At 54.9% G+C, this 21,151-nt stretch carries 15 protein-coding genes; 12 read left to right on the top strand and 3 right to left on the bottom strand.

All coding sequences use genetic code 11. The annotated features are described in order from the left end of the window. Nucleotides 1-17: 17 nt before the first annotated feature. Together KDC22_RS08075 and KDC22_RS08080 are read right to left on the bottom strand one after the other, a co-directional pair. Nucleotides 18-2,615, bottom strand: coding sequence for a beta-L-arabinofuranosidase domain-containing protein (locus KDC22_RS08075; RefSeq protein WP_246553383.1), 2,598 nt, complete (start codon nucleotides 2,613-2,615; stop codon nucleotides 18-20). 228 nt (nucleotides 2,616-2,843) lie between these two features. Beyond that, entirely contained in the window at nucleotides 2,844-3,371 is a 528-nt protein-coding gene (locus KDC22_RS08080; protein ID WP_211722665.1) for a hypothetical protein, read from the bottom strand. 290 nt (nucleotides 3,372-3,661) lie between these two features. Between KDC22_RS08080 and KDC22_RS08085 the strand changes: the two genes are divergently transcribed. The 5 genes from KDC22_RS08085 (at nucleotide 3,662) to KDC22_RS08105 (ending at nucleotide 11,219) form a co-directional block, all read left to right on the top strand. Then, nucleotides 3,662-5,059 (top strand): helix-turn-helix domain-containing protein, encoded by a 1,398-nt coding sequence (locus tag KDC22_RS08085; RefSeq protein ID WP_211722666.1) that lies wholly within the window; start codon nucleotides 3,662-3,664, stop codon nucleotides 5,057-5,059. 143 nt (nucleotides 5,060-5,202) lie between these two features. Further along, entirely contained in the window at nucleotides 5,203-6,810 is a 1,608-nt protein-coding gene (locus tag KDC22_RS08090) for a GAF domain-containing hybrid sensor histidine kinase/response regulator (protein WP_211722667.1), read from the top strand. Between the two features lie 179 nt (nucleotides 6,811-6,989). Beyond that, a complete protein-coding gene (locus tag KDC22_RS08095; protein WP_246553386.1) occupies nucleotides 6,990-8,753 on the top strand; it encodes a sensor histidine kinase in 1,764 nt (587 codons plus the stop codon). Beyond that, entirely contained in the window at nucleotides 8,743-10,380 is a 1,638-nt protein-coding gene (locus KDC22_RS08100; RefSeq protein ID WP_211722668.1) for a response regulator, read from the top strand. The genes KDC22_RS08095 and KDC22_RS08100 overlap by 11 nt, the downstream gene beginning before the upstream one ends. After that, nucleotides 10,377-11,219 carry an AraC family transcriptional regulator gene (locus tag KDC22_RS08105; protein ID WP_211722669.1) on the top strand — a complete coding sequence of 281 codons (843 nt, stop codon included), beginning with the start codon at nucleotides 10,377-10,379 and terminating at the stop codon, nucleotides 11,217-11,219. The genes KDC22_RS08100 and KDC22_RS08105 overlap by 4 nt, the downstream gene beginning before the upstream one ends. On the opposite strand, the gene KDC22_RS08110 is transcribed toward KDC22_RS08105, so the two are convergent. Beyond that, nucleotides 11,216-12,721, bottom strand: coding sequence for an FAD-dependent oxidoreductase (locus KDC22_RS08110; RefSeq protein WP_211722670.1), 1,506 nt, complete (start codon nucleotides 12,719-12,721; stop codon nucleotides 11,216-11,218). The genes KDC22_RS08105 and KDC22_RS08110 overlap by 4 nt on opposite strands. Nucleotides 12,722-12,949: 228 nt before the next feature. Between KDC22_RS08110 and KDC22_RS08115 the strand changes: the two genes are divergently transcribed. From KDC22_RS08115 to KDC22_RS08145, 7 genes are all read left to right on the top strand, one after another. Then, nucleotides 12,950-14,197 carry a glycoside hydrolase family 130 protein gene (locus KDC22_RS08115; protein ID WP_246553388.1) on the top strand — a complete coding sequence of 416 codons (1,248 nt, stop codon included), beginning with the start codon at nucleotides 12,950-12,952 and terminating at the stop codon, nucleotides 14,195-14,197. 114 nt (nucleotides 14,198-14,311) lie between these two features. Continuing rightward, nucleotides 14,312-15,733: an ABC transporter substrate-binding protein gene (locus tag KDC22_RS08120; RefSeq protein ID WP_211722671.1), complete on the top strand. Its 1,422-nt coding sequence runs from the start codon at nucleotides 14,312-14,314 to the stop codon at nucleotides 15,731-15,733. A 69-nt stretch (nucleotides 15,734-15,802) separates the two neighbouring features. Then, a complete protein-coding gene (locus KDC22_RS08125) occupies nucleotides 15,803-16,702 on the top strand; it encodes a carbohydrate ABC transporter permease (RefSeq protein WP_211722672.1) in 900 nt (299 codons plus the stop codon). Nucleotides 16,703-16,715: 13 nt separating this feature from the next. After that, the gene (locus KDC22_RS08130; protein WP_173140907.1) at nucleotides 16,716-17,615 is read left to right on the top strand and encodes a carbohydrate ABC transporter permease; all 900 of its coding nucleotides are present in this window, start codon (nucleotides 16,716-16,718) and stop codon (nucleotides 17,613-17,615) included. Nucleotides 17,616-17,651: 36 nt separating this feature from the next. Further along, nucleotides 17,652-18,662, top strand: coding sequence for a glycoside hydrolase family 130 protein (locus KDC22_RS08135; protein ID WP_211723943.1), 1,011 nt, complete (start codon nucleotides 17,652-17,654; stop codon nucleotides 18,660-18,662). Nucleotides 18,663-18,690: 28 nt separating this feature from the next. Next, nucleotides 18,691-20,094 carry an FAD-dependent oxidoreductase gene (locus KDC22_RS08140; protein ID WP_246553390.1) on the top strand — a complete coding sequence of 468 codons (1,404 nt, stop codon included), beginning with the start codon at nucleotides 18,691-18,693 and terminating at the stop codon, nucleotides 20,092-20,094. Beyond that, nucleotides 20,091-21,089 carry an SGNH/GDSL hydrolase family protein gene (locus KDC22_RS08145; RefSeq protein ID WP_211722673.1) on the top strand — a complete coding sequence of 333 codons (999 nt, stop codon included), beginning with the start codon at nucleotides 20,091-20,093 and terminating at the stop codon, nucleotides 21,087-21,089. Before KDC22_RS08140 ends, KDC22_RS08145 begins: the two co-directional genes overlap by 4 nt. The last annotated feature ends 62 nt before the right edge of the window (nucleotides 21,090-21,151 follow it).

A 21,151-nucleotide genomic window follows, 5' to 3' on the forward strand; every position in this document is an offset into this window, starting at 1 on the left:
CAGCGTGGTGACTACGATTATACCTTGATTATGGTGACCTTGTATTCCTGCTCCGTAAGATGATCCTCGGCCTTAACCGTGAGCTTCAGCCCGGTATAATCATGCAGCAGTCTGATCGTGCGCGGGAGCGAATCCTCGATTAATATGCCGTCAGCATAGACCAGGGCATTCTGATGCTGGGGGGTAACGTTCAACTGTACTTGGCGGGTGTCTTGCGGAACAGTTAGGTTGTAAGCCGTTACTCCGCCGGTGAAGGAAGTGGACAGCGTTCCTTCGCTGAAGGCAAGCTGTCTCAGCCCGGCGTTGTGATCATAACCGGTCATCATGCGCAGCAGGTCGAATATACCGTTCTCCCGGCCCGGAACAACGAATTTGACTTCTACCTCTGTCTTGGCACCAATGGCTTCAGCCGGGATCAGATAACTCCGGTTGTAGAAGCTGCGGGCTTCAGCCGTATGCAGGATTTCGGACGCGATCCGCTCACCATCCACATAGATGGCAATTTCCTTCCCGTTATTTCCTGAGAAATAAGTCACCGAGAGATAGTTGTCCGTACGCGGCGCGACCTTCATCCGGTAGCTGAACCAGCCGCCTGCCTCCGCTTTGCGGATATTGTAACCATCCCAGGTAGCTACAGAGGTATTCTCTCCCTCAATGCCGTGCTCCAGCTCATATTGGTCATTGCCGACAGGCAGGCTGTCCAGAGTGGCGTCCTGCATACGCTGCCGGATTTTGCCCTGCAAAATATGCTGCTGCAGCTCAGCCGAATCGGCTTCCACCAGCCGCCAATAGATGCCGTACCGCTCACTATGCTGCTTATAATGTGGAGTGAAGACCAGGCGGTCATCCTCATCCGTCCCCCGCAGCGCAAAAGCTAGCTCATCCTGCTCCAGCCGGACCATGCGGCCCTCAAGCTGCTCCAGCCAAGCCTCCGGAGCTTCGTTCACCGTAGTGATGAAATCCTTAACCAGCAGGTTCTGGGTCGGAACACTGACCGCAACGCCCGTTGCAGATATAGACAGATCGGTCTGGCCCAGAGCCGCGCTCAGCACCACCGGCCCGTATTTGAAGGCAACCACCTGGGGGGCATCCGGCAGATTGAAGGAGGCAAGCTTCATCGGCAGCCGGAGCTGAAGCGTATCGCCGTCTGCCCATATTTTACTAAGAGTGATATAATTTCCGCTGACCTCTGTATTCACAGGCTGTCCGTTCAAGAGAAGCTCAGGCTCAGCGGCCAGCCAGTCCGGCAGACGGAGCTTCAGCGCGAGCGATTGAACCTGCGGCTGCAGCACCCATACAGTGAATTGTACACGATCACTATAAGGCAGATCCGCTGACTGTGACAGCTTCAGGCCATGTTCAGCAGAATTCAGGGTAGAGCTAAGATACTGGTTGACCACAATGCTGGACGCATCATAGAAGTACAGGCTGTCGTTCAGCTTGGTGAAGCTCTCCATGCCTGTACCCGTACAACACCAGAAATGCTCGAACGGGGAGCTGTACACCTTGAAATAGCCAGTCGCCATAGGCTGGAAATACATCGTCATCCCGGTATGCGGATGCTGGGACGAGACGATTGCATTCAGGTACGTATTCTCGTAAAAGCTGGCATAACGGGAGTCCCCAGTGATTTTGAACAGCTCGCGGGTCAGCTTGAGCATGTTGTAGGTGTTACAGGTCTCCGCTGTGAAGTTGGAGCGCTCCCGGTCCAGCATATCCGGGTCGCCGAAATGCTCCCATTCGCTGTTGCCGCCGGTGATGTAGCTGTGATGATGGACCACCATGTCCCAGAACTGCTTCGCGGCCTCCAGGTAAAAAACCTCGCTGTCCCCAAGCGTCCGGTAACGGTTCAGCGCACCGAGGAACTTCGGAATCGTGGTATTGGCGTGTTTGCCTTTGAGGATGTCCTTGCCCTCATGGACAGGGGTGAATAAAGTCAGCTCGTCAAAGCTATGGGCGGCGTTTAAGTGTTCAGCTTTCCCGGTGAGCTTATACAGCTCGTAGAGGCAGTCATTCATTCCGCCATATTCCACGGATAATACACGCTGATGGACCTCCTCCGACCAGGAAGCCGTGCGGCGGCTGACCCAATCGCCCAGCTTATCCGCCACAGTATAAGCGGTCTTGCTGCCGGTAGCCGTATAAGCGGCAGTGAGTCCGGCGATGATCTTGTGCATCGTGTACCAGGGAACCCAGGCGGGCTGCTTGTTCTCGACATTATCGAACAGTTGCTCCCCGAAGGCGGAGAGGTAACCGCTCTCATGCTGGCACAACGCCAGCTCCTCCAGAAGGTATCTCAGCCGGAGCGCAAGTGCGTCATCCCGGGTGCTGGCATAAGCCTGGGACAACGCCGACAGATAGTGGCCCAGCGTATGGCCGCGGATCTCCGTATTCTCCCACCCCGGATATCTCTCGCCCTTCTCCGGCAGTCCCCGGTTCTCACGGAAGCCGGCCAGCAGGCGGTCGGGATCATAGCTGGTAAGATACTCTATCTCCTTGGCGAATGCGTTGACGATATAGGGATCGGATACGGAGACCTGGTCCATACGGTATTCCTGGTACATCGGTGTGCCCGGAGTCCGGGCGGCTTGCTGCGGCTTGTGTGTAATAGTCACTTTTTTATCCTCATTCCTATGAATTCTGTAGGGTTGATGCAAGGTATGCATCCTATGTATAAGCTTATATATAAAGGGCTTAAGGGTAAATAGTGATAGGATTGAATATGTGTGAAAAGGTTAGAATGAAGCAGCCTGCTACAGGCGCAAAAAAGCCACAACTGCTGCTAACGGCATCAGACTGTGGCTTATAGAAGGAGTATGAATGCTAGTAATCTTGTATCTTCGTTATGGAGTATACTGCTGCACGATAGATACGATTTGTCCATCTTTAAGAGTAAGGTGATAAGGAGACTGGCTTAGATCGAATACCTCAGTCAGGGCAAATTCATGAATGAACTGCTGCAGGCTCAGCGCTTCGTTCCAGTTGATATCCAGCTCTTCAAGTTTGCCTGTGCGGTCATAGATCTGCATGGTTACCTTGGCATCCGGAGCTACGGTATAGGTACTCAGCGAGTCGCTGTCATTCACAATGTAGTAGCCGTCAGGGGCACCGCCGATTTCGGCTGCAGATTCAGGCTCACGCTGTGCAAAGACTGCATCGGCGGCGGCACCTTCGTACCATTCAATCTCGTCCCCGGTGAGAGTCGTCTGACCCTTCAGGGTATCAATGGAATGGATGTACACGCTCAGGTGCTGGAGGCTGCTGCTGCTCTTGGCGTCAGCGGTCTTCATGGTTGTGCTTGCCGTAGTTACGAGGGAGAGGAACAACAGGACCAGTACAGGAAACAGATAGACATTTTTGTTCTTTAGCATTATGAATTTCCCCCTTGGCGTAATAGTAACACGGCATAAGTCTATAAGATGTATTTACCCTGCCGGAACATTCTCAAACTTGGTTATACCCTAATAAACGTTGCTGGGCCGGAAATGTTGCAAAATATTTTTGCAGCCAGGCGGAAATGGGGATATATAACATTTATTCCGGTTTTGTCAACCTCTTTTGAACCGTTCAAACTCGATTGACCTGTCTAATTAAGGGACTTATTATATAGGAATATCTGGGTTTTTACTAGAATATCTGGTTCTCGAGGGGCGGTATTGGTTTGCAACACAAGTCTACAATTCAAGCAGAACTGGCTGCTTTTCTGAAAAAAGAGAGCTATACCATCAATCAGTTTGCAGGGCTATCCGGTGTCAATTCGGGAACACTGAGCAGCATTATTAATGGCAACCGTCCTATTGCCATGCAGCAGCTTGACCGGATTACCGCCGGAATGGGGCTCCCTGAAGGAACATTTTATGAGCTATATATAGATGAATGTGTCGTTCATTCCACACCTGACTGGCGGCGGCTCGGACCCTTCCTGCACCGCTGTGCGGAGCTTCACAAGCTGGACTGTATCCGGCAGGTTGTTCTTATCATTATGGATAATATTACATATGCTCCGCTGCTGTTCGATACGGCAGAAGAATTCTACGGGCAAGGCAAGCTTGAAGCAGCAGCTCTGCTCTATGAGGGGGTAGCCGACAGTGAGAAGTATCAGCATTCAGAACGGCTGGCCCTCTGCCAGTACCGGTTGTTCAAGATCAGAATTGGCCAGAGCCCGGAAGCGGACTTCCGCGAGGCCACCCGGTTCGAGTGTTTCGTGGAGCGCCTGGAGGAACTCGACCAATTGGGTGCAATACAGCAGCTTGCGGACATCTACATCTCTTTGCGGCACTGGGATAAGGCCGGAATACTGGCCCGGGAGCTGCATCATAAGACCTCTATCCAGTACGAGCTAAGGTATTACAAAACCAGAAAGCATAAGGAGATAAAGGAAGCGCAGAGGCCTCTGTGCTTCTATATCCTATATTCCTACTGGCTCCAGTCCAAGGTATGTGAGGAATCCGGGGAATATAAGCAGGCGCTTGATTATGTAGGCATGTACTCCGACATGGACTGGATTGTGGAGGAATCGGAAGAGGTCCGGCAGATCAAAGAACAGTTCACGAAGCTTGGTATAGTCTATGCGTGTCTATACCGTCTGATGTGCGGTGAACTTGAAGTTATCCCTGAATATGGGAAATATATCGGCACCCCTGAGCTGGGGCTGCTGGACGGGCTGCTTAAGGCCGTTCAAGCGGCTAACCGCTTCCACTGGGATACAGATAGCCTGATCAGCCGCTTCCAGCCGTTGCTGGCGCAGGAAGGAATGGTCTTGGGGCAAGCTGCTTCCCGTGCGGATATCCCGGATAACTATCCGGTATTGCTCTATGAGCTGGCGGTGTATTATCTGCACACGGAGAGAGCAGAGCAGGGGCTGGCTTACCTATTCGAGAGTCTGGAGGCTTCGGCGGCTCTCTGCAGTGTGGCCTATGTCATCCGCTCCGTAAGATTATTCGAGCAGTTCCGGCCGCTTGCTTCAGCGGAGGATCAGGAGCGGTACAAGCAACTGATCAACAAAGTGCAGCAGGCCCACGCCGGAGCGAAGCGGACCACAGGGTCCCTGCGGGAGTAATGAAGCTGCTTACAAATTATAATAAGCCCCTTCCCGGCTGGGAGGGGCTTATTATATATTATCTTGTTTTTTCTGTTATGATAAGGACCAGTCAAGTCTATCGTTACATATTTAGGCTTGGGAAATGAGGTTCTGGTACGAAGATGGAGAATACGAATACCCGTAGTCCGGTAATACGTAATTTAGAGGATGCCGCAGACCGGATGATAGAGCTGCTAAGCCAACTTTTCAAGTCCAACACGATTCTGATTTCGGTGTATGGTGTAAGCTCAGATCCCCTGCTGCGGGTGTTCAACCGGGAAGAGCTGACGGTGCCGGATACGGATGGCTCTGCGTTTTTTGATCCTATTTGCAGTCTGATCACTCTGAATGACAATAAGCCGTTACTGGTCGCTGATACGCATACACAGCCCGCGTCCCCTGCGCTCGACTTCATACACACCCGGGGAGTGCATTCATTCATTGGCGTTCCTCTGATTACTGAGGATGGCGAATCGCTCGGAACGATCTGCCTGATGGACCCTGCGGCCGGGAGTCATACGAAGGAAGACCTGGACATCTTAAGCGCAATGGCTTATTTTTTCACCTATATTATGAATTTGGAACGGAAGTATGAAGCTGTAGAGCAGCGGAGCCAATCGAAATTGGATCTGTTCGCCATGCTCAGCCATGAAATCCGCACCCCTATGAACGGCATTATCGGCATGACGGATCTGATGATGACGACTGATATGAACGAGGAACAGCGGTATTACATGGAGATCATTGAATCGAGTAATGCCAAGCTGCTGCAATTCCTGAACGATGTTCTGGATTTCAGCAAGATGGAAGCGGGCAAACTGCTCATTGAAAAAGAACCGTTCGATATTATCACCGCCCTGGAAGAGAGCGTCTATCTGTTCTCCACCAAGGCTTTTGAGAAAAACCTGGAGGTTATTCTGAATGTGGATTCGGAGATTCCCCTATATGTTCTGGGAGATGCCCCCAAGATACGCCAGATCATCATGAATATCGTAAGCAACGCCCTGAAGTTCACCCACGCCGGGGAGATACTGATCGAGCTGAAATCCTTGCCTGTGCGCGGGGAAGAGGTCGGGATTAGGATCAGGGTTCAGGATTCCGGGATAGGGATAGCGCAGGACAAGCTGAAGCGGCTGTTCAACAAATATACCCAGGTTCACCAGAACAGCGAGCTGCATCATTACGGAGGTACCGGACTGGGGCTGGCCATCTGCAGACAGCTGGTGGAGCTGATGGGGGGAGAGATCTCTGCCGAAAGCGAGGAAGGGACAGGGACCAGGCTCGAAGTCACACTGTATCTGGAGAAGTATACAAGCCTGCCCTCGATTCCTTTCGAGAAGGATGTGCTTGATGCCATTAAGATCCTGGTTGTGGATGATAATCTGACCAGTCTGCAGGTCATCTCTTCGGTACTTGAGGACTGGAGTGTGGCTGTGAATTCTGCCCGTACTGCCGGAGAGGCCCTGGAGCTTGTGGCGGCCAATAACGACTATGATCTAATCCTTATGGACAAGGATATCGCCGGGACAGAAGCCACAGAGCTTGCCAAGCACATGCGCCAGCTTGCTCCGGGCAGGAAGCTGCCCGTCATTCTGCTTGCTCCCCTGGGGACGAATCTGGACGAGGAGACCAAGGCGCAGTTTGCCTCCATCATTATCAAGCCCATCCGCAAGGTGCATCTGCTCAATAACATATTGGCCTTGCTGAAGCACAGTAAGCCGGAATCATAATTCGTACAAGAGCCTGTTTGAAGCCGGGAGGATGCCGGAATTCAAGCAGGCTCTTTGGATTGTACATACGGTAAATTCATGCCCGGCATACGGTGATTTCACTGTTTCTTGAGCGGCTTATTGCCCGGCCCCGGTTCTTGATGACATAATCGAAAGAGCAGGCATGTTCACGGGAAGGCGTGAAGAAATTGGACTATTTCCGGAAGCAATCGTTCCGCAGTAAATTAAAAACCGCATTCCTGGCCGTGATACTCCTCTCTGTGCTGATGACCGGAGGGCTGTCCTATTCCATCTCGGCGGCGATCCTGGAGAAGAATGCGCTGAAGCTCACCCAGGATACCGTCGTCAAATCGGCACAGATCATCGACGAGAAGCTGAACAAGCTTACCCTAATCATGATGACCTTTATGATCAGCCAGCCTTTTCACGATATGATGAGGGATGTTGTCTCCGGGGACACAGGCGGATATTATACCCACCTGAATGATCTTGATAACGTGTTCTCGCAGGCGCGGATTGCCGAGCCGCTGATTCAGTCCATCTATGTGTCCACGCCGATCGGGGAGTTCTACCCGTCGTCAATGAACCGCAACCGGCTGACGGAGTTCAAGGATACGTTTCTGTATGAGCGCATTGAACAGGAGAAGAAGAACCTGTGGGTTGAGGGCCATGAGGATATGCTGTTCTCCGGTAAGGACCGGGTGATCTCACTGATCCTGGAGCCCATATTCGATACTCCGGTCAGCGGTGTGTATATCGTAGTCAATATCCGCGAAGACGGCTTCCGCAAGCTGGTAAGCGGAGGTACCGGCGGCGGGGGGCACAGCTTCCTGCTGAACGCTTCAGGTGAGCCCGTGTATTCTGTGAAAGATCCGCTGGTCCGGCAGGCGCTGGAGGGCAGTCATCTGGGCGGTATGATCAGCAGCAGCCGGGATCTCAGCAATACGTTCAGGCTGGGCGGTGAATCCTACCTGCTGAACTATGCCCATCTGGGCATTGCGGATTGGACGATGACCACGATCCAGTCCAAAGCCAGCGTGCTGAAGGATATGATCTATGTCAAGTGGATGCTTGTAGTGGTAGCCCTCGCTGCCTTTACAGTTACGATGATGGTATCCGGCGCATTTACCCGTTATCTGTTGAGGCCCCTTCAAGGTCTGATGAAGGTCATGAAAAAGGTGGAAAGCAACGATCTGAGCGCCCGGTTCGAGAGCAGCAGCGGGGACGAGCTGGCTCAGGTCGGTATCCGGTTCAACCGGATGCTGGAGCAGATTGTAGTGCTGATCGGCGAAGTCACCGAGGCGGAGACGAATAAACGCTCGGCGGAGATCAAGGCGCTGTCGGCGCAGATGGACCCCCATTTCCTCTACAACACGCTGAATACGATCTACTGGAAGCTGAATCTGAAGCAGGTGGAGCAGTCGCAGCGGATGGTAGTGTCGCTGTCCCGGCTGTTTCAGCTGGGGCTGAATAAAGGGCAGGAGATCACCACGCTGTCCAAGGAGCTGGAGCATGTCGGCCAGTATCTGGAGCTGCAGTGCAGCTGCTATGAAGGGTTATTCCGTTATGAAATCTACGTAGAGGATGAAGCGCTGAATACACTCCCTCTTCCGCGCATTCTGCTTCAGCCGCTGGTGGAGAACAGCATTCTGCATGGCTTCCGTGATCTGGAAAGCGGCGGAGTGATTGATATAGAGGTATTGGACGAGGGGGAACGCTGGTGTATTACGGTCCGCGACAACGGAACCGGGATGGAGGAGGATCAGGTCCGGGCGCTGTTCTGGCAGGAATCGGAGAAGGGGTATGCCGTGTCCAATCTGATCCGCAGGCTGCAGCTCTATTACGGGGACAGCGCGGTGTTCCGGGTGGACAGCGGGCCGGGCAGGGGAACGGCGGTCATCCTATCTTTACCCAAGAGAGAGGAGCATCAGGATGGACGATAAGGGTGTGATCAGCTTGTGCATTATAGACGATATCAAAAGCGTAGTTGCAGGACTCACCTGCATGAACTGGGCGGAGCAGGGTATCCGGGTGGCGGGTACGGCAGCCAACGGGGAGGCTGGGCTGGACATCATCTCGGAGCTGCGCCCGGATCTTGTCATTACGGATATACGGATGCCGAGAATGGATGGACTCTCCATGCTGCGGGCCGTGCTGGAACGCCACCGGGATTGTAAAGTGATTCTGATTAGCGGCTATGCCGATTTTGAATATGCGCAGCAGGCCGTCCAGCTTGGCGCTTTTGACTTTGTCGTCAAGCCGTTTACCGAAGAGGATATTATGAAGACGGTGCTGCGGGCGAAGGCGGAAATTATGGAAGAACACTCGAAGCTGCTTACCCTGCGGGAGATGGAGAACCGATTGCGGGAGAGTCTGCCGGTGCTGCGGCAGGAATATTTCGCCCTGCTGGTCAGCCACCGTACAGCCTGGGAGCAGGCGGCGGCCCGCTGGGAATTCCTGAATATTGATCTGGATCCGCTAGGATTCGTGGTCATGCTGCTTGAGATTGATCACTTTCAGGAGCGGGCAGCCGAGCTGTCCATCCGCGAGGTGGAGCTGATCCGCTTCTCGCTGCTCAATATCACACAGGAGACGATTGCCGAGCATGTACGCTGCGTAGTCTTCCGCGCCAGACATAACCGCTATCTGGCGGTTATGAATGACTGCAGCACGGTAAGTGCGGTCGAGATTGCCGAACGCTGCTGCCGGAATATTGAACGCTATACCAAATTCACCGTCTCGGTCGGGGTCGGAGGCCGGGTGGAGGAGACAAGCGAGCTGCCCGATTCCTATCTGCAGGCCAACCGGGCGCTGGCCTATCATCTGTTCACGGAAGGCAATGCAGCCATCCGCTATGACGATATTCTCCCGGCCGGCAGCCAGGAGCCGCTGTCCCTGGAATACAAGGACGAGCTGCTGCTGGCGCTGCGCTCGGGCAATGCCGGCAAGGCAGCGGCCATTCTGGAGGATATCTCAACAGGACTCCAGAGTCTTGTGTCCCGGCAGAACCCGGATTATCTGCTCAGCTTGTACGATGAGCTGGCTGCCTCGGCGATCCGGAGCTTCTATGAGCTGATTCCGTATGCGGATATCCAGCCGCTGATCCAGAGGTTCAGGGCCATTCAGGGAACAGCCGGACTGCCGCTGGCGTCTCTGCAGCGGCGGCTGCTGGAGTTATGCGTGGAAGGGGCCGCACTGGTGCGCAAGAACAGCCTGTCCGAAGGGCAGAAGGTCATCTATGCCTCACTCGATTATATCCAGAGCCGTCTCTCCGAGGAGATAACGGTAGGGGATTGCGCCGCTCATGTCCATCTCAGCGCGAGCTACTACTCCAGTCTTTTCAAGAAGGTGACCGGTATGACAGTGACCCAGTATGTGACCACGGAGAAGATCCAGAAGGCCAAAGCGCTGCTGATCGAGGGGATGCCTGTGCAGGAGGTCGCCCTTGCAGCGGGTTACCAGGAGCGGCGGTATTTCAGCGAAATGTTCAAGAAAATCACCGGGCAGACGCCTTCGGAATTCAGGGCGGGCTATCATCCTGACCGGCCGGAGGAGAAGCCTTACCGATGATGAAGTCAGAGCCGCATCGTTCCGGTGTCATGTATGCTAACTATTTCGCACACACGAAGCCCCACTCCGTGAAGTACGAAGAGGGGCTGACCTACTATCTGTTCCGGTTTCAGGCAGAAGGAACCTGCCGGGCGCTGGTGGCGGGGAATTACGAGACCATCATCCCTGGAGACCTGCTCATCTATCCTCCCGGCCAGCCCTACGAACTGAGCGTTCAGCCCCGAAGCGTACCAGCCTCGGGTGAGATTCAGCCTGCTTCGGACTATTTCCTGGCCGGCAAGGGGGAATGGCTGGACTTGTGGTGGGCCAACACAAGCCTGCCGGTAAAAACGAATATCGGTTTTGACGATACGGTGCTTACGTTATGGAAGCATATCATCAGCGAGAAGAGAAAAATGATGCAAAACCTGGACGAGATCATGGACTATCTTCTGAGAACATTTTGCCTGACCCTGGAGCATGTGATTGGGGTCAATCCGCGTACCAAGGGAGAGGACACCGCGTACAAGCTTAAGTTATTCATAGACAAGCATGCCCATGAACCGCTTAGCCTGGAGCAGATATCGGCCTCCGCCGGGTTAAGTGTGTCCCGCTGCTCTTATCTGTTCAAGGCTTCTTTTGGCCAATCTATGTTCGCCTACTGTATTCGCGTCAGACTGAAGCTTGCACAGCAGCAGGTGCTGTACAGTGACCTGACGCTTGAACAGATTGCCGACAAAACGGGCTTCCAGAGCTATGCCCACTTCTGCCGGATGTTCCGCGGACACTTTGATTATTCCCCGGGAGAATACCGGCGCAGATTCGGGTTCCGGTTCCATCCGAGTGGATGCACAGATTAGACGTCTGTATACAAAACCTGATTTTCTTGAAGAAGGATGGAATGCAGCTTCTCCACCTCTACATTCTGAACAATCCCGTCCGCGTCAAGCGCCAGCGCGGCTGCAGCCGCAGCCGATTGCCCCAGGATCATAAATACCGGTTCCATGCGGATTGAGCCGTAGGCGGCATGAGTAGCAGATACACATACCGGTACGATCAGATTGGTGCACTCCGTCCGTTTCGGTACAACCGCCCGGTAGCTTATCGGGTAAGGTGCAGCCAATCTCACATAGAATCCGCCCTCTGTGCTTACATGGCCGTCTTCGTTCACATAGTATTGGGTATGGTGCGAGTCCATGGCGAAGGAGCCCATGCCGATGGAATCCAGAACCGGATTGTCCAGTCTGACATCATGCTCCGTAACCACATAATCGCCGATCATCCTGCGGGATTCCCTGATATATAACTGGGGTGTCCAGTGGCCGCTGTCCGTGAATTCATCAAGCGGCAGCCCCCACGGCTTGTAGACCGCCCGGATGTCCTCCGGCACCCGCGGATGATTCTGCAGGGTCCAGACATAACCTTGCTGATAGATGCGGTGGGCCTCCCACATGGCTTCTCTTGCCGGATAATCCGCCTCTGCATAGCTATGGTTCATTCCGTTGTAATCCGTAGAAATGCCGCTATTGTTGTTGGAATCCGTCTTCTCTGCAGTAACCCGGTTTAATTTAAAGAAACGGGAGCGCTGCCCCTGCTCAATGGCCCGGAACAGAATTTCATAATCGGCCTCGTTATACCTCTCAGGCTTCCCGAGCTCCAGGCGGTTGCCGGGATTGTCCGTCAGGCACATGCGGAAGTTATACGCCTGAAGCTTGTTGTCACCGTCACCGATACCGCCGCCGCGGGTAGCATTGACACGCGGGAGTAAGCCGCTTGAAGGTACTCCTTTTATGATATAGGGATCAATACCGGCTGGAAGCTCGTTCAGCTCGTCGCCGGGCTGAATACCGTTAAGCGTCTCGCCATAGGCTGAATTCGGCTCCCGGCCGACAGTATAGGATACGCCTGATTTGCCCATCAGATCGCCTTCATACGTAGCATCAATAAACATCCTGCCCCTATAGAGGTTACCCGATTCCATGCGGATAGAAGTGATTGTGGTGTCTTGTCTGGCCACCCCGTCCTGAAGCTCAAGCCTGTCTCCGCAGACAACCTCGATAGGGTGTTCGAGCACGAGGTCCTGCAGTACTTCGAGCGCCACTTTGGGTTCGAACAGCCAGCGTGCCCCGTCTTCATTATATTTCCGGGCTACCCGCCGGTAGAACTCCAGGGACAGGCCGCCGACCGCCTGCTTCATCCCCACATCCGTATCTCCCAGACCTCCGCTGGTAAGGCCCCCTATGCGCTGTCCCTGCTCGATCATTACCACAGATTTGCCCATTTTTGCAGCTTGGACCGCAGCTGTAATTCCTGCAGCGGTTCCGCCGTAAATGACAATATCATACACCTTTTCCCGGTTCATAGTACGCCTCCTAATGCCTGATTTCACCTGCAAAAATTATCATAACCGCTGGCCGGCCAGGCGGGAATGATGGATCTTCCTTTTTGATTTGACGGATCTTACTGTTTTAGTTCAGAAGCTGATTTTATGGCAAAAGGCTTTTGAAATCAGGAGTTTCGTATGATAAGGTGATTCCTGAAAAACGGCAAAAGCTCTTATTCTATGATGTTAAACGGGAGGAAATATGAAATGATGAAACCGAAATTCCGCTATTTGGACAAACCGGCGCTTGAGCCTGTACCCGGCTGTGATTGGGCGGATAAAATGGTTCTGAATCCGGCTATTATTAAAGACCCTGATTCTGATGAAATCCATATGCTGTTCCGGGCCACCGGGCCATGGCAGCACAAAAGAAGAGAGGGCTGTCATGATCCCTATCCGATTTTTCTGGGTTATGCGAGCAGCAGGGATGCGGGAGAAACCTGGGAGGCAGACTTTTCAACACCTGCACTGGCGCCTGCGCTGGGGTATGAGGAGCACGAGCTGTACATCACGGATATATACGGAAATGAAGTGCGGAATTATGCCAACGGCTGTGTGGAGGACCCGCGTATCTTTTATATCGAAGAGGAGCTATACGTCACGGTGGCCTGCCGGGCGTTTCCCCCCGGCCCCTATTGGCTCAGCAGCCAGCAGCCTCCGGTACAGACGCGGTTTGAATATGTTCCGGACTGGATCTTTACCGGAGATGAGGCAGACCCGTTTATTCAATCGGCGCGGGCTAATGACACAGTCAGTGTGCTCTACAAGCTGAATCTGGATAAGTTGAAGCAGGGTGACTATGAAAGCGCTTTTCAGTATGTGGGCCCGCTTACCGAGGGGCATATCAGCGATAACCGCGATGTGTTCTTATTTCCCCGGAAAATGAGGATTGCCGGTAAAATGCAATATCTGATGCTGCACCGGCCGATGAATGTCCTTCCCTTTGAAGGGGGAGAGCAGGAGGGGAAGCCCTCGATTTATCTGGCAGCAGCGGAATCCATAGCGGATTTGGCCTCGCCCAAAGCGGCGCACAGGCTACTGGCTTATCCGGTCTTTGATTGGGAGGAGAACCGGGTGGGCGCAAGCTGGCCGCCGGTAGCCTTGGGGAATAGAGAATGGCTGGTATCCTATCACGCGAAGAAAAATATACAGTTCGGGTATACGCAATCCTTCATGATCCTCAGGGAGCAGGATAATGATTTCCCGGCTGTTATACACCGGTGCTCCGACCGTCTGATGTATGCAGAGCGGGATTGGGAAATGCCGGAGGATTACCCGACACCCTGCCTGTTTACGACCGGAGGCATTGTCTTGGGCGATGATTTAATCATGTCTTATGGCGCAGCAGATCAGAAGGTGGGGATATCGTGGGTTAATTTTGCAGAATTGCTGGCGTATATCCGGAACTACGATGAGAACGGGAACCTGACCGGACAAGGAACATCCAGCAGATAAGAACCATGGATTTCTGTCCCTAGAGAGTGAGTCTGCCGCACTCCTTTTGCGGGGGAGGGGGCTTATAATGAGAACGAGCTCACAATACAAATGTTAATCAAAGGGGTAGAATGTATGCAGAAAAAATGGTTGGGTCTCAGCTTGAGCCTCATGCTGGCCGCCGGAATCGCCGGCTGCGGCGGGAACAACAACAACACGGGGGCGGCAACTGAAGCGCCTGAAGCGGGCACGGCAGCTCCCGCCGCAACGGCCGCTGCTGGCGGCAACACTGCCGCAAGCGAGCCTGTACAGCTTAAATACTGGACGGACGACCGTCATGACCAGGAATATATCAAAGAGCTGATCAACAAGTTCAATGAGACGAACGGCGAGAATATCCAGGTCGAGCTGACGGTGATGTCCGAGAACTACGCGCAGAGCGTCGATATCGCTTTTACCAGCAATCAGGCACCGGATCTGCTCCGCCTGAAGAGCGGCAATACAGCCGAATTTGTCAAAAAAGGATATCTTGCACCGATTGACGGTTATCTTACCGATGACATGAAAACCAAATTTGGCAGCGTAATTATCGACAATGTCAACCGGATTGACGGCAAGGTATACTCCTTGGCGAATACCGGCCTCACCCTGCGCCTGATCTATAACAAGGACCTCTTTGCCAAAGCGGGGATTGCGAATCCTCCGGTATCGCTGCAGGAAATGGTCGATGATGCCAAGAAAATTACCGAGCAGGGCAAAGGAGAGGGTGTGTATGGCTTCGCGCTGAACTTCAAAAGTCCGAAGTCGGCTTTTGACCGTTCAATCCGGGAGATTCTCTCCTTGAGCGGCTATCAGGGACTCGGCTTTGACCTGAAGACAGGCCAGTTTGATTTCGCGCCTTACTCCCAGACCATCGAGTACTTCAAGCAGATGTATGAAGACGGCAGCATCCTGCCAGGTGCAGAGACACTGGACATCGACCCGCTGCGCGCCCAGTTTGCGGCAGGCAAAATCGGGATGTACCTCTCCTTCTCGACAGAGCCGGGGGTGTATCAGGACCAGTTCCCGACTGAAATCAACTGGGCGGGTGCCCTGGCTCCAACACTGGATGGCCAGATTAAAGGAACCTCTGAAATCGTGTCCGCCGGTACCTGGCTCGGCATCAGTGCCAAATCAGCACATCAGGAGGCGGCCTGGAAATTCATGCAATACATGTACGGTGACGATATTCTGAAGACGTATCATGAGAAGGGCTTCGGGATTGCCGTAGTGCCAACCATTGTAGAACAGGCTAAGAACCCGGAAATTAACGGCATGGAAGGGTTCCTGGTCGGCGAGCATGACTCGCTCTGGCCTGCAGTGCCAAGCGTTACTCCGGAGGGCTCTACCTATGCGGATGCTTTCTTCAAATATATCCTTGCAGGCGGAGACGCCAAGGCCATTACTGAGGATTTGAACGCAAGATACAATGCAGCCTTGACCAAAGCAGTGGAGAAGGGCGAGGTTACCGTTACGCCAAATGCTGCCTTTGATCCGCTGAAACCGCAAGGAGAATAACAGGTTAGGAAGGGGCTTGTACGGGATTCCCGGCGCAGCCCCTTTGCTATCCCCGAAGGAGGACCACGCATGATTTACAAATGGAGAAGGCTTGGGGAGAACTCCCTGTTCCTTGCGCCGAGCATTATTCTGACGATTACCCTTGGCATCTATCCTTTATTCTGGATGCTGCGCTATATGTTCTATGATTACGCCGGGTACGGCGAGGCGCTGTTCGTAGGATTGGACAATTTCAGCAGGCTGCTGCGGGATGGCTTGTTCTGGGAGTCAGTCCGCAATACCTTCGTCTTTGCCGGAGGCAAGCTGCTGCTGACCCTGCCGTTGTCCCTGCTGCTGGCTGTCATTCTTAATGGCAGACTGCGCGGTTCTAATCTGCTCCGGGGTATCTATTTCATGCCGACTGTGATCAGTACGGCGGTGATCTCCGTTGTTTTTTATAACATCTTCAATTCCTATAACGGGATGGTTAATACGGTTCTGATGAAGCTGCATCTGGTCTCCCAGCCGATTGACTGGCTTGGTCCGAAGCATGCGATGATGACAGTTATTATCGTGGCGGTCTGGGGTGCGGTCGGCAACTACATGCTGCTCTTCCTCGCCGGGCTGCAGAGTATTCCGCAGGATTTGTACGAGAGCGCGGCCATTGACGGGGCGAACGCCGGAAGACGCTTCTGGAATATCACGCTTCCGATGCTGGCTCCGGTTGCCCAGATGGTCATTATGCTGGCGATTATCGCTTCCCTGAAGGGCTATGAGAGCATCATGGTCATTACAGAAGGCGGACCGATCGGCAAAACCGAAGTGATGTACCTCTATCTGTATAAGCTGTTGTTCCCTGTATCCACCGGTTCACCGGTAGCGCAGCAGCTGGGCTACGGCAGTGCCGTGGGCTTCGCATCCGCCGTGATTGTCGGCGCGGTTACCGGATTGTATTTCTTCTTCAGCCGCAAAATGAACAAGGTGTATTAGGAGGTTTATTGATATGAACGAACATGTGATATCCAAGCAGCCGGCCGGACGGCCGCAGACGGCGCTCCGGCCATCCGGCCATGCCGGAAGAATTGCGGTCCGGGCGCTTATGTGGCTGTTCCTGCTGGCAACGGCGCTCCTGACCTTGTTTCCGCTGCTGATGACGCTGACCGGATCGCTGAAGACCGGAGCGGAAATGATGACCGGCGGCAGCCTGCTTCCGGCGAAGCTTCAATTCGCCAACTATGCGGAAGCCTGGAAGCAGGCCAACTTTGCCCGCTATACCTGGAACAGTGCTTTTATGAGTGTGATGGTTACGGTGGGGACGCTGCTGGTAGCGTCGATGGCTGCCTATGTGGTGGACCGGCGTAATTTCCCCGGCAAACGGATATTTGTAACGGTGCAGGCCTCCATGATGTTCATCTCGGTGGGTGCGATTGTGCTGCGCCCGCAGTTCGATCTGATGGTTGCCCTGCATCTGAATACCACGCTGTGGGGGGTTATTCTGATTCTGGTGAGCGCCCATTCCAGCACCTTTTTCATGCTGCAGGGCTTCTTCAAAGCAATCCCCCGGGAACTCGATGAAGCAGCTATGGTCGACGGCTCCGGCTTCATCCGCACCTTCTTCCGCATCATTCTGCCGCTCCTGACTCCAGGACTGGGCGTTGCCGGACTATTCGCCTTCCGCCATTCGTGGAACGAATATATCCTGCCGCTGGTGTTCACCATGACCAATCCGAAGCTGCAGACGCTGACTGTCGGGCTGGCGAATCTCCGCTACGGCTCCTCGGCCGCGATGCAGATTCATCTGATGATGGCCGGTGCCTGCCTGTCCATTCTGCCGATGCTGCTGGCGTATATTCTGGCCAATAAGACCTTCATCCAGGTTACAGCCGGTTCGGTGAAAGGGTAGCTCTAATCTTGTATATGCAAAGGAGAAACTTCCATGATGAACGATCTGACGATAGGAACACTTACCTCAAGTCCGGTGATAGTCCGGCATCCGCTGAACCCCATTCTGAAGCCTGCGGATGTCCCGTACGGGCCGGCCATGGTCTTCAACGCCGGTGTGGCGAAATTCAAAGGCAGATATGTAATGGTCTTCCGCAATGACTATGGGGATGAGGGCAAGGGGATCGTCGCCCCCCACCATACAACGAATCTGGGACTCGCCTTCAGCGATGACGGAGTAAGCTGGGAGGTGCAGCCGGAGCCCTGCTGGTCCTGGCATGATGAGGAAGTGGTCCGGGTATATGATCCGCGCCTGACCGTGATTGGTGAACGCTGCTATCTGTGCTTCGCGGTTGATACGCTTCACGGCCTGCGCGGCGGGATCGCCGTGACGGACGATTTCCGCTCCTTCGAGGTGCTGAGCCTGTCGCTGCCGGATAACCGCAATATGGTGCTGTTCCCGGAGAAGATCGGCGGCAGATACGTCAGGCTTGAGCGTCCGCTGCCGGTCTACAGCCGGGGCGGACTGGACCGCTTCGATATGTGGATGAGTGATTCCCCGGACCTGAAGTATTGGGGGAATCACAAGCTGCTGCTGGCTGTAGAGCATGTGGCGTATGCCAATGACAAGGTGGGGCCCGGTGCCCCGCCGGTCAAGACGGACAAGGGCTGGCTGACCACATTCCATGCCGTGGATCTTGACCGCAGCCGGGGCAAGAACGGCTGGGAGGACAGCTGGAAGAAGCGCTATACCGCCGGGATTATGCTGCTTGACCTTGAAGACCCCAGCCGGATTATCGGCCGGGCGGCAGCACCGCTGCTGGCACCGGAGGCGCTGTATGAGACCTCGGGCGGGTTCCGCAACGATGTGATTTTTCCCGGCGGGATGATTCTGGAGGATTCCGGGGAGGTCAAAATGTATTACGGTGCTGCGGATACGGTGGAATGCCTGGCGACTGCGCATGTAGATGATCTGCTCCGGCTGTGTCTGGAGAAGGGGACTGAATAACTAAACCGGACTTACAAGGAGGGCGATTATGAATCACGGAGATATGAGTTACGGACATATAACACTGCCGGTGGCAGAGGTGCCGGTCTCCCGCGAGGTGGATGTGCTGGTGATCGGCGGGGGAGCGGCAGGGATAGCCGCCGCCATCGCGGCTGCCGAAGGCGGTGCAAGCACCATGATCGTAGAGCAGCGGGGTTATCTGGGCGGCATGGGGACTGTAGCGCTTGTGCCTGCCTTCTGTCCCTACACGGACAAGGTCAAGCCGATTATCCGCGGCCTCGGCCTGAAGCTGATGGAGCGGATGAAGCAGGCCTGCGGGCCCGGCTATCAGGACGAATACCGCGAAATGCTGGACTGGGTGCCGATTGATCCTGAAGTGCTTAAGCGCGTCTATGACGATGCCATTCTTGAGAGCGGTGTGACCCCGCTGTTCCATACCTTTGTCTATGATGTGGTGCTGTCCCCGGATAGGCAGAGTGTCGAGGGCGTGATTATTGTCAACAAATCAGGGCGGTCCTTCATCCGCTGCCGGTATATTATCGACTGCACGGGTGACGGGGACATCGCTGCCCTGTCGGGCGTTCCATTCCAGAAAGGCGGAGGGGAAGGGGAGCTTCAGCCGGGCAGCATGTGTTATCTGCTGGCGAATGTGGACCGCAGGGAGTTCAGCCGGTTCCTGGAAGAAACGGGGGATACGGGCCAGCTGCACCGGACAGTTGAGCAGGCTATGGCTGAAGGGGCACTGCCGGAAGGCCGCAAGTCCATTTCCGGCCTGGCCTGGGTGAGTGATTATCTGGTCGGAGTCAACTTCGGCCATGTGTTCGGGGTGGACGGAACGAAGGCCGAGGAGCTTACGCGCGGAGCCATCGAAGGCCGCCGGACCGTGCTGCGGCAGCTGGAATTCTTCCGGAAGTATGTGCCGGGCTTCGGGGCGGCACATCTGGTGGCGAGCGGGGAGCAGCTTGGCATCCGGGAGACGCGGCGGATTCAGGGCGATTATATGCTGACCGTGGACGACTTCATTGCGGCGCGTTCCTTCCCGGATGATATTGCCCGCAATGCCTATTACATTGATATCCACCTGGCTACCAGCAAGAGTGATATGACCTTCAATCATCTGCCGCCGGGAGTCTCCCACGGCGTTCCTTACAGGGTCATGCTTCCCGCAGGTATCCGCAATCTGTGGGTGGCCGGACGCTCCGTGTCCTCGGACCGGGCCGTTCAGGGCTCCCTGCGGGTGATGCCGAACTGCTTCTCGATGGGCCAGGCCTGCGGGACGGCAGCATCGCTGGCGCTCCGGGATAGCGCGGATTCCCGCAGCATCTCGATCCCTGAGCTTCAGCAGCGGCTGCTGGATCAGGATGTGTGGCTGGGGGAGAACTTCATTCCGGGTACCGGTGCGGACCGCAGGGAAGCAGGGGAAGGGCATTGAAGAGCCTTCCGCTGACAGATGAATGGTTTCACGGCGCAGTTTCACTGGAGCACCGGGGGGAGGGGATCAAGCCCTGGCGTATTCCTTACCGGGATTACGAGTTGTATCCGCCGGACGGGATCGGGGGCAAGGCGGAGATCTGCTCCGGTATCCGGCTGCGGCTGGCCACCGGCTCCAAGGCGCTGGCCTTGTCGTTCAGTCCGCTTGCGGAGGCTGCCGCGCTGGATTGTCTCAGCGGCGGGGTGCTGCACCAGACGCTCCGGCTTGCGGCGGGCGGCACGGAAGCCTTGTTCACCGGGCTTCCTCCCGGAAGGAAGGAGCTGGACATCTATCTGCCGCAGAATACCGGCATGACGCTAAGCGGCCTGCAGATCGAAGCTGAAGCCGCTGCTGAACCGCTGCCGGATCACCAGCCAAGGTGGATCACCTATGGAAGCTCCATCACCCAGTGTGTGGCAGCGTCCAGCCCTTCGCGCACCTGGCCGGTCATTGCCGCCGGGAAGTGCGGCTATCATCTGACCAATCTCGGCTTCTCCGGCAACTGCCTGATGGAGCCGATGACGGGCCGGCTGATCCGGGACTTGCCGGCTGAACTGATTACCTTGTGCGTCGGAGTCAATATATACGGTGCAGCCGCCTCCAGCCCGCGGATGTTCAAGCCGCTGCTGATCGGCATACTGGAGACGATTCGTGAGAAGCACAAGGAGACGCCGCTGGCCGTCATCTCTCCGATCTACGGGACGGAGCGGGAGGCGGAGGAGAACCAGCTCGGGTTCACCCTGCCGCTGATGCGGCGGCAGATCGCAGAGACAGTGAAGCTGCTGCAGGCGCGTGGAGACCGCCATCTGCATTACCTGGACGGGCTGGAATGGTTCGGCCCGGAAGACGGGCACCTGCTCACGGATGGCCTGCATCCGGGAGCCGAAGGCTACGAGCTGCTGGGAAGCCGTTTCGGCGGCAGGCTGAAGGCAGCGCTTCAGGGTGGGCGGCTGTAGCCATCCGCAGAGCGTTGATGGAAAGGATTGTACTAAGCAGCAGGCCCTCTGGTAACCGGGGG

The sequence above is a fragment of the Paenibacillus tritici genome (assembly GCF_018207515.1).
In the GTDB taxonomy this organism is placed as follows: Bacteria; Bacillota; Bacilli; order Paenibacillales; family Paenibacillaceae; genus Paenibacillus_AQ; species Paenibacillus_AQ tritici.

Coding starts and splice junctions, on each gene's coding strand:
- KDC22_RS08080 (WP_211722665.1), bottom strand. CDS start 3,371: ATGCTAAAGAACAAAAATGTCTATCTGTTTCCTGTACTGGTCCTGTTG.
- KDC22_RS08090 (WP_211722667.1), top strand. CDS start 5,203: ATGGAGAATACGAATACCCGTAGTCCGGTAATACGTAATTTAGAGGAT.
- KDC22_RS08100 (WP_211722668.1), top strand. CDS start 8,743: ATGGACGATAAGGGTGTGATCAGCTTGTGCATTATAGACGATATCAAA.
- KDC22_RS08105 (WP_211722669.1), top strand. CDS start 10,377: ATGATGAAGTCAGAGCCGCATCGTTCCGGTGTCATGTATGCTAACTAT.
- KDC22_RS08110 (WP_211722670.1), bottom strand. CDS start 12,721: ATGAACCGGGAAAAGGTGTATGATATTGTCATTTACGGCGGAACCGCT.
- KDC22_RS08115 (WP_246553388.1), top strand. CDS start 12,950: ATGATGAAACCGAAATTCCGCTATTTGGACAAACCGGCGCTTGAGCCT.
- KDC22_RS08120 (WP_211722671.1), top strand. CDS start 14,312: ATGCAGAAAAAATGGTTGGGTCTCAGCTTGAGCCTCATGCTGGCCGCC.
- KDC22_RS08125 (WP_211722672.1), top strand. CDS start 15,803: ATGATTTACAAATGGAGAAGGCTTGGGGAGAACTCCCTGTTCCTTGCG.
- KDC22_RS08130 (WP_173140907.1), top strand. CDS start 16,716: ATGAACGAACATGTGATATCCAAGCAGCCGGCCGGACGGCCGCAGACG.
- KDC22_RS08135 (WP_211723943.1), top strand. CDS start 17,652: ATGAACGATCTGACGATAGGAACACTTACCTCAAGTCCGGTGATAGTC.
- KDC22_RS08140 (WP_246553390.1), top strand. CDS start 18,691: ATGAATCACGGAGATATGAGTTACGGACATATAACACTGCCGGTGGCA.